The 7928-nt window shown below is 63.5% G+C and carries 5 protein-coding genes; all 5 read left to right on the forward strand.

Translation table 11 applies throughout. From position 1 onward, the window contains the following. The first annotated feature begins 373 nt into the window (after window positions 1-373). The 5 genes from ACFY9W_RS28825 to ACFY9W_RS28845 all read left to right on the forward strand — a co-directional run bounded on the left by ACFY9W_RS28825 (window position 374) and on the right by ACFY9W_RS28845 (window position 7814). Complete coding sequence (locus tag ACFY9W_RS28825; protein WP_391138199.1) at window positions 374-2428, forward strand: EAL domain-containing protein; 2055 nt, start codon at window positions 374-376, stop codon at window positions 2426-2428. A 157-nt stretch (window positions 2429-2585) separates the two neighbouring features. Next, on the forward strand, window positions 2586-3923 hold the full coding sequence (locus ACFY9W_RS28830) for an imelysin family protein (RefSeq protein ID WP_391138188.1): 1338 nt from the start codon (window positions 2586-2588) through the stop codon (window positions 3921-3923). Between the two features lie 278 nt (window positions 3924-4201). Then, window positions 4202-5629: a di-heme oxidoredictase family protein gene (locus tag ACFY9W_RS28835; RefSeq protein WP_391138191.1), complete on the forward strand. Its 1428-nt coding sequence runs from the start codon at window positions 4202-4204 to the stop codon at window positions 5627-5629. Between the two features lie 20 nt (window positions 5630-5649). After that, window positions 5650-6714 (forward strand): imelysin family protein, encoded by a 1065-nt coding sequence (locus ACFY9W_RS28840; RefSeq protein WP_391138194.1) that lies wholly within the window; start codon window positions 5650-5652, stop codon window positions 6712-6714. 2 nt (window positions 6715-6716) lie between these two features. Next, on the forward strand, window positions 6717-7814 hold the full coding sequence (locus ACFY9W_RS28845) for a DUF1513 domain-containing protein (protein ID WP_391138197.1): 1098 nt from the start codon (window positions 6717-6719) through the stop codon (window positions 7812-7814). Window positions 7815-7928: the final 114 nt, after the last annotated feature.

Consider the following 7928-nt stretch of genomic DNA (forward strand, 5'->3'; position numbering starts at 1 on the left):
GGTTTGTTGATGTGTTTGCTCGCACGAACATCATCCATCAAACCGGCGTTCTTGTTTCTGTCTTTCCCGGGATTCCGTGAAGAACCTTTTTTATGCCTGTGCCGGCCTCTTCGCGGGCATGCCCGCTCCCACAGATACGGCGCTGCCGGTGACCTTGATGCTATCCCTGTGGGAGCGGGCGTGCCCGGGAAGAGGCCGGCACGGTTTTGCTTGCTCAGCGCGCATACCGCGCTAACATCAAAGCTCTGGAAGATTGATACAGCGCACTCAAGTTGCGGGGTCATGCAACCGATACACTGCTCATGATCGGCCGATAGTGTATCGTCATCGTTGATGGCAAAATGATGCCACGCGCATGGATAAGGAAACCTCATTGAAGCTGGAATTGCGGAACAGCTTGTCGGTCAAGTTGCTCAGGGTCGTGTTGCTGTCGGCGTTGGCGGTTGGCGTCGTGCTCAGCTGTGCGCAAATCGTCTATGACACCTACAAGACCCGCCAGGCCGTGAACAACGATGCCCAGCGCATCCTCGACATGTTCCGCGACCCTTCCACCCAGGCGGTGTACAGCCTCGACCGCGAAATGGGCATGCAGGTGATGGAAGGCCTGTTCCAGGACGAATCGGTGCGCATGGCCTCCATCGGCCACCCCAACGAAACCATGCTGGCCGAAAAGTCCCGCCCGCTGCAGGACATGTCCATGCGCTGGCTGACCGACCTCATCCTTGGCCAGGAACGCACCTACACCACGCAACTGGTCGGCCGCGGCCCCTATAGCGAATACTACGGCGACCTCAGCATCACCCTCGACACCTCGTCCTACGGCGAAGACTTCCTGATCAATGCGGTGATCATCTTCATTTCTGGCGTATTGCGGGCCTTGGCCATGGGCCTGGTGCTGTACCTGGTGTACCACTGGCTGCTGACCAAGCCGCTGTCCAAGATCATCGAGCACCTTACCCAGATCAACCCCGACCGCCCCAGCCAGCATCAGATACCGTTGCTCAAGGGCCACGAAAAGAACGAACTGGGCCTGTGGGTCAACACCGCCAACCAGCTGCTGGCCTCGATCGAGCGCAACACCCACCTGCGCCACGAAGCCGAAAACAGCCTGCAGCGCATGGCCCAATACGATTTCCTCACCGGCCTGCCCAACCGCCAGCAACTGCAACAGCAACTGGACAAGATCCTCATCGATGGCGGCCGTTTGCAGCACCGTGTGGCGGTGCTGTGCGTGGGCCTGGACGACTTCAAGGGCATCAACGAACAGTTCAGCTACCAGGTTGGCGACCAGTTGCTGCTGGCCCTGGCCGACCGCCTGCGCGCCCACAGTGGCCGCCTGGGTGCCCTTGCGCGGCTGGGCGGCGACCAGTTCGCCCTGGTGCAGGCCAATATCGAACAGCCCTACGAAGCGGCCGAGTTGGCGCAAAGCATCCTCGACGACCTGGAAGTGCCTTTCGACCTCGACCACCACCAGCAGATCCGCCTGCGTGCCACCATTGGCATCACCCTGTTCCCCGAAGACGGCGACAGCACCGAGAAGCTGCTGCAAAAAGCCGAACAGACCATGACCCTGGCCAAGGCTCGCTCGCGTAACCGCTACCAGTTCTACATCGCCAGCGTCGACAGCGAAATGCGCCGCCGCCGCGAGCTGGAAAAGGATCTGCGTGAAGCCCTGCCGCGCAACCAGCTGTACCTGGTGTACCAGCCGCAGATCAGCTACCGCGACCACCGCGTGGTCGGTGTCGAGGCGCTGCTGCGCTGGCAGCACCCGGAGCTGGGCATGGTGCCTCCAGACCAGTTCATCCCCTTGGCCGAACAGAACGGCAGCATCATCGGCATTGGCGAATGGGTACTGGACCAGGCCTGCCGCCAACTGCGCGAATGGCACGATCAAGGCTTCAGCGACCTGCGCATGGCGGTCAACCTGTCCACCGTGCAACTGCACCACAGCGAGCTGCCACGGGTGGTCAACAACCTGCTGCAGGCCTACCGCCTGCCCCCGCGCAGCCTGGAGCTGGAAGTAACCGAAACCGGCCTGATGGAAGACATCAGCACCGCCGCCCAGCACCTGCTCAGCCTGCGCCGCTCCGGGGCAATGATTGCCATCGACGACTTCGGCACCGGCTACTCATCGCTCAGCTACCTGAAGTCGCTGCCGCTGGACAAGATCAAGATCGACAAGAGCTTTGTCCAGGACCTGCTGGACGACGATGACGACGCCACCATCGTTCGCGCCATCATCCAGCTGGGCAAAAGCCTCGGTATGCAGGTAATCGCCGAAGGCGTGGAAACCGCCGAGCAGGAAACCTACATCGTTGCCCAGGGCTGCCACGAGGGCCAGGGCTACCACTACAGCAAGCCGCTATCGGCTCGGGAGCTGACCCACTTCCTCAAGCAGGCACAGCGCAACCAGGTCTCGATGCTCTGACCCATCCGCCCGGTTACAGGCCGTGACCTGGATTTACATGAATTGCACGCCCGCCCCTTTACAGCAAATGCAAATCTTTCGCATGATGTTGCGGTTTCGCGTGCCACGGCGCACGGTCCACCCCTTGGTCCAACCACACGACGCAGGAAAACCAACAATGATTCGAATGCCTCTGGCCTCCGCCAGTCTGCTGGCCATTGCCATCGCTCTCGCCGGCTGCGGCGAAGGCAAGGACGAAAAAGCCGCCGCGCCGCAAGCCCAGGCACCTGCTGCCGCCAGCACCACCGCTGCTGCGCCAGGGGCTGTGGATGAAGCCGCCGGCAAAGCCGTGGTCAAGCATTACGCCGAAATGGTCCATGCCGTGTACAGCGACTCGCTGAGCACCGCCAAAACCCTGCAGACCGCAGTCGACGCGTTCCTGGCCAAGCCAAACGACGAAACCCTGAAGGCCGCCAAGGAAGCCTGGTTCGCCTCGCGCGTTCCGTACCTGCAATCCGAAGCCTTCCGCTTCGGCAACACCATCATCGACGACTGGGAAGGGCAGGTGAACGCCTGGCCGCTGGACGAAGGCCTGATCGACTACGTAGACAAGAGCTACGAGCACGCCCTGGGCAACCCGGCCGCCAGCGCCAACATCATTGCCAACACCGAAGTACAGGTGGGCGAAGAGAAGGTCGACGTCAAGGACATCACCCCCGAGAAGCTGGCCAGCCTGAACGAGCTGGGTGGTTCCGAGGCCAACGTCGCTACCGGCTACCACGCCATCGAATTCCTGCTCTGGGGCCAGGACCTGAACGGTACCGGCCCAGGTGCCGGCGCCCGCCCGGCCTCCGATTACCTCGAAGGCCAGGGCGCTACCGGTGGCCACAACGAGCGCCGCCGCGCCTACCTGAAGGCAGTGACCCAACTGCTGGTCAGCGACCTCGAAGAGATGGTCGGCAACTGGGCGCCGAACGTCGCCGACAACTACCGCGCCAAGCTGGAAGCCGAGCCGGTCAACGACGGCCTGCGCAAGATGCTGTTCGGCATGGGCAGCCTGTCGCTGGGTGAACTGGCGGGCGAGCGCATGAAGGTTTCGCTGGAAGCCAACTCGCCAGAAGACGAGCAGGACTGCTTCAGCGACAACACCCACTATTCGCACTTCTACGATGCCAAGGGCATCCGCAACGTCTACCTGGGCGAGTACACCCGCCCGGACGGCACCAAGCTGACCGGCCCGAGCCTGTCGTCGCTGGTGGCCAAGGTTGACCCGGCCGCCGACGCCACCCTCAAGGCTGACCTGGAAGCGACCGAAGCCAAGATCCAGGTAATGGTCGACCACGCCCTCAAAGGCGAGCACTACGACCAGCTGATCGCGGCCGACAACGCTGCGGGCAACCAGATCGTGCGCGACGCCATCGCCTCCCTGGTCAAACAGACCGGTGCGATCGAGCAAGCTGCCGGCAAGCTGGGTATTGCCAACCTGAACCCGGATACCGCGGATCACGAGTTCTGATCCTGCTGTAGCGGTGTTTTGAAAAAGGCGGCCTTCGGGTCGCCTTTTTTGCTTCTGGCCCTATCGCCGGCAAGCCAGGTCCCACAGGTACAGCCCAGCCCTTGAAGCCAGCGGTGTACCTGTGGGAGCTGGCTTGCCGGCGATAGGGCCGGTACTGAACATGAAAATGCTGGCATTTCACATCCTTTTCACCCAAGCAATTGCAAATTGCTCTTATTCAAAAAACGCTGGCCTGCTAAGCTTGCACGCCGGTTTTTCGTCCACGCCCAGGATTTTGCATGTCCTCGTCGCTGTCCCGACTCCCCCTTCTGCTGCTGACCCTTGCCCTTGCCGCCTGTGACGACGCCCCGCGTTTCACCCAGGCCGAGCCCGGCGAAGCGTTGTCGGGTGGCAAGGCGACCGTGCAGCGCGCCGACCGCCAGGCCTATTCCCTGCCCTCGGCCAACCTCTCGCCCGAACGACGCCTGGACTTTGCCGTAGGCAACAGCTTCTTTCGCAACCCTTGGGTAATCGCCCCCTCCACCACCACCGCGCGTGATGGCCTGGGCCCGCTGTTCAACACCAACGCCTGCCAGAACTGCCACGTACGCGATGGCCGTGGGCACCCGCCAGAGCCTGGCGACAGCAACGCGGTGGGCATGCTGGTACGCCTGTCGATCCCCGACCAGCCTTACCTGGCCAAAGTGATCGAGCGCCTTGGCGTGGTGCCAGAGCCGGTGTACGGCACCCAGTTGCAAGACATGGCCATCCCCGGCGTGGCGCCGGAAGGCAAGGTGCGGGTGAGCTATACCAGCCAAACCGTGTCGTTCCAGGATGGCCACCAGGTCGAACTGCGCAAGCCAACCCTGGACATTACCCAACTCGGCTATGGCGTAATGCACCCCGACACACGCTTTTCAGCCCGCGTGGCCCCGCCGATGATCGGCCTGGGCCTGCTTGAGGCCATCCCCGAAGCCGACTTGCTGGCCAACGAAGACCCGGACGACCGCAACCGCGACGGCATCCGCGGGCGTGCCAACCGGGTGTGGGACGATGCCCAGGGCAAGACCGTGGTCGGCCGCTTCGGCTGGAAGGCCGGGCAACCCAACGTCAACCAGCAGAACGTGCACGCCTTTGTCGGTGACATGGGCCTGACCAGCACCCTGCAGCCCAAGGACGATTGTACCCCGGCGCAGGCCGACTGCCTGGCCGCGCCCAACGGCGACGGCGTCGGTGGCGAGAAGGAAGTCAGCGACAACATCCTGCGCCTGGTCACCTTCTACACCCGCAACCTGGCCGTGCCGGCACGCCGCGACGTCAGTTCGCCGCAGGTGCTGGCAGGCAAGAACCTGTTCTACCAGGCCGGCTGCCAGGGCTGCCATACCCCACAGTTCACCACTGCGGCCGATGCCGCCGAGCCAGAGCTGGCCAGCCAGGTCATCCGCCCCTACAGCGACCTGCTGCTGCACGACATGGGCCCGGGCCTTGCCGACGAGCGCACCGAATTCGCCGCCAACGGCCAGGACTGGCGCACCCCACCACTGTGGGGCGTGGGCCTGAGCGAAACGGTCAGCGGCCACAGCCAGTTCCTGCACGACGGCCGCGCCCGCAATCTGCTCGAAGCCGTGCTCTGGCATGGCGGCGAAGCCGAGGCGGCACGCAATTTCGTACTCACTTTCAATGCCGAGCAGCGCACTGCGCTACTGGCTTTCCTGAACTCACTTTAAAACGCGCAAAGGAGCCGGGCATGTTCCGACCCAAACTGTTGTTCACCAGCCTCGCCGCACTCGCCCTCGGTGCCTGCTCGCCGCAGGACCCGCAAGCAGTCACCTCCGCTGCCATCGCCAAGCAGGTCATCCTGCCTACCTACAGCCGCTGGGTCGAAGCCGACCGCATGCTGGCCGCCAGCGCCCTGGCCTACTGCGAAGGCAAGGAAGACCTGGAAAAGGCCCGCGCCGACTTCCTCAACGCGCAAAAGGCCTGGGCCGAGCTGCAGCCGCTGCTGGTCGGCCCGCTGGCCGAAGGCAACCGTGCCTGGCAGGTACAGTTCTGGCCCGACAAGAAGAACCTGGTCGGCCGCCAGGTCGAGCAGTTGGTCAACGGCGACAAGCCGGTCGACGCCGCTTCCCTGGGCAAGGCCAGTGTGGTGGTACGCGGCCTGTCGGCCTACGAGTACATCCTGTTCGACAGCAAGCCGGACGTCGCCACTGCCGAGCAGAAAGCCCGCTACTGCCCGTTGCTGGTCGCCATCGGTGAGCACCAGAAGGTCCTGGCCGAGGATATCCTCAAGAGCTGGAACAGCACCGACGGCATGCTATCGCAGATGACCAAGTTCCCCAACCAGCGCTACGCCGACTCCCACGAGGCAATCGCCGACCTGCTGCGCTCCCAGGTCACCGCCCTGGATACCCTGAAGAAGAAGCTGGGCGCGCCGATGGGTCGCCAGAGCAAGGGCATCCCACAGCCGCTGCAGGCCGAAGCCTGGCGCAGCCACTCCTCGCTGAAAAGCCTGGAAGCTACCCTGAAGGCTGCCGAAACAGTCTGGGTCGGGGTCGACAACAAAGGCCTGCGCGGCTTGCTGCCCAGCGATCAGAAAGCGCTGGCGGACAAGATCGACGCCGCCTACGCTACCTCGCTCAAGCTGCTGGCGGACAACCAGAAGTCCCTGGGCGAGCTGCTGGCCGACGACGCAGGCCAGCAAACCCTCAACCAGATCTACGACAGCCTCAACGCCGTCCACCGCCTGCACGAAGGCGAACTGGCCAAGGCGCTGAACATCCAGCTGGGCTTCAATGCCAACGACGGTGACTGATCATGCTGCGACGCCAGGCCCTCAAACTCGGTAGCGTATTGCTCAGCGCCCTTACCCTGGGCGGCTGGAGCCTGTTCCGCAATAAAGGCAGCGAACCCCTGCTGCTTTCGGCGCGTGACGATGGCGACGGCAAGCACTATGCCGTCGGTTTTCGCCTGGACGGCACCCAGGTGTTCAGCACCCAGGTTGCCCAGCGTTGCCACGCCATCATTCACCACCCCGAGCAGCCGATTGCCCTGTTCGTCGCACGTCGCCCCGGTACCGAGAGCTACCTGGTCGACTTGCGCGACGGTCGCCTGCTGCAAACGGTGGTTTCGCAGCCGAACCGGCACTTCTATGGCCACGCGGTGGTGCACAAGGGTGGCGAATGGCTGTATGCCACCGAGAACGACACCACCGACCCAGGGCGGGGTGTGCTCGGCGTGTACCGCTTTGAAGGCGAGCGCCTGGTGCACACCGGCGAAATCCCGACCCACGGCATCGGCCCGCACGAGGTCGCCTGGCTACCCGACGGCGAGACGCTGATCGTGGCCAACGGCGGCATTCGCACCGAAGCCGAAAGCCGGGTGGAGATGAACCTCCACGCCATGGAGCCGAGCCTGGTACTGATGCAGCGTGACGGCACCCTGCTGAGCAAGGAAACCCTGGCCCAGCAGATGAACAGCGTGCGCCACCTGGCGGTGGGCAGCGATGGCACCATCGCCGCCTGCCAGCAGTTCATGGGCGATGCCGATGAAACGGCGCAGCTGTTGGCGATCAAGCGCCCGGGCGAGCCATTCCAGGCCTTCCCGGTGCCAGAGCGGCAGCTGCAGGCCATGGCCCAGTACACCGCCAGCGTCGCTATCCACAGCGAGCTGAGGCTGGTGGCGCTGACTGCGCCACGGGCCAACCGGTTGTTTGTCTGGGACCTGGACACGGGTGCGGTGAAGCTGGATGCATCGATGCCCGATTGCGCAGGCGTTGGCGCGGTGAAAGACGGTTTTGTCGTCACCTCCGGGCAGGGCCGTTGCCGGTTTTATGATTGCACCAAGGCCGAACTGGTCGGGCAGCCGATGAACCTGCCGTCCGGGTTCTGGGACAACCACCTGCATCTCGTCTGATTCTTCTGCTGCCTTCACTGGCCTCTTCGCGGTGTACGACCGGAGACATCGTTTACATCGTAAACCGGGGACATGGTTTACACATTTGAGGCTTGGACGCGGTTCTCACCCCGT

This window comes from Pseudomonas sp. NPDC008258 (genome assembly GCF_042956345.1).
Classification (GTDB): domain Bacteria; phylum Pseudomonadota; class Gammaproteobacteria; order Pseudomonadales; family Pseudomonadaceae; genus Aquipseudomonas.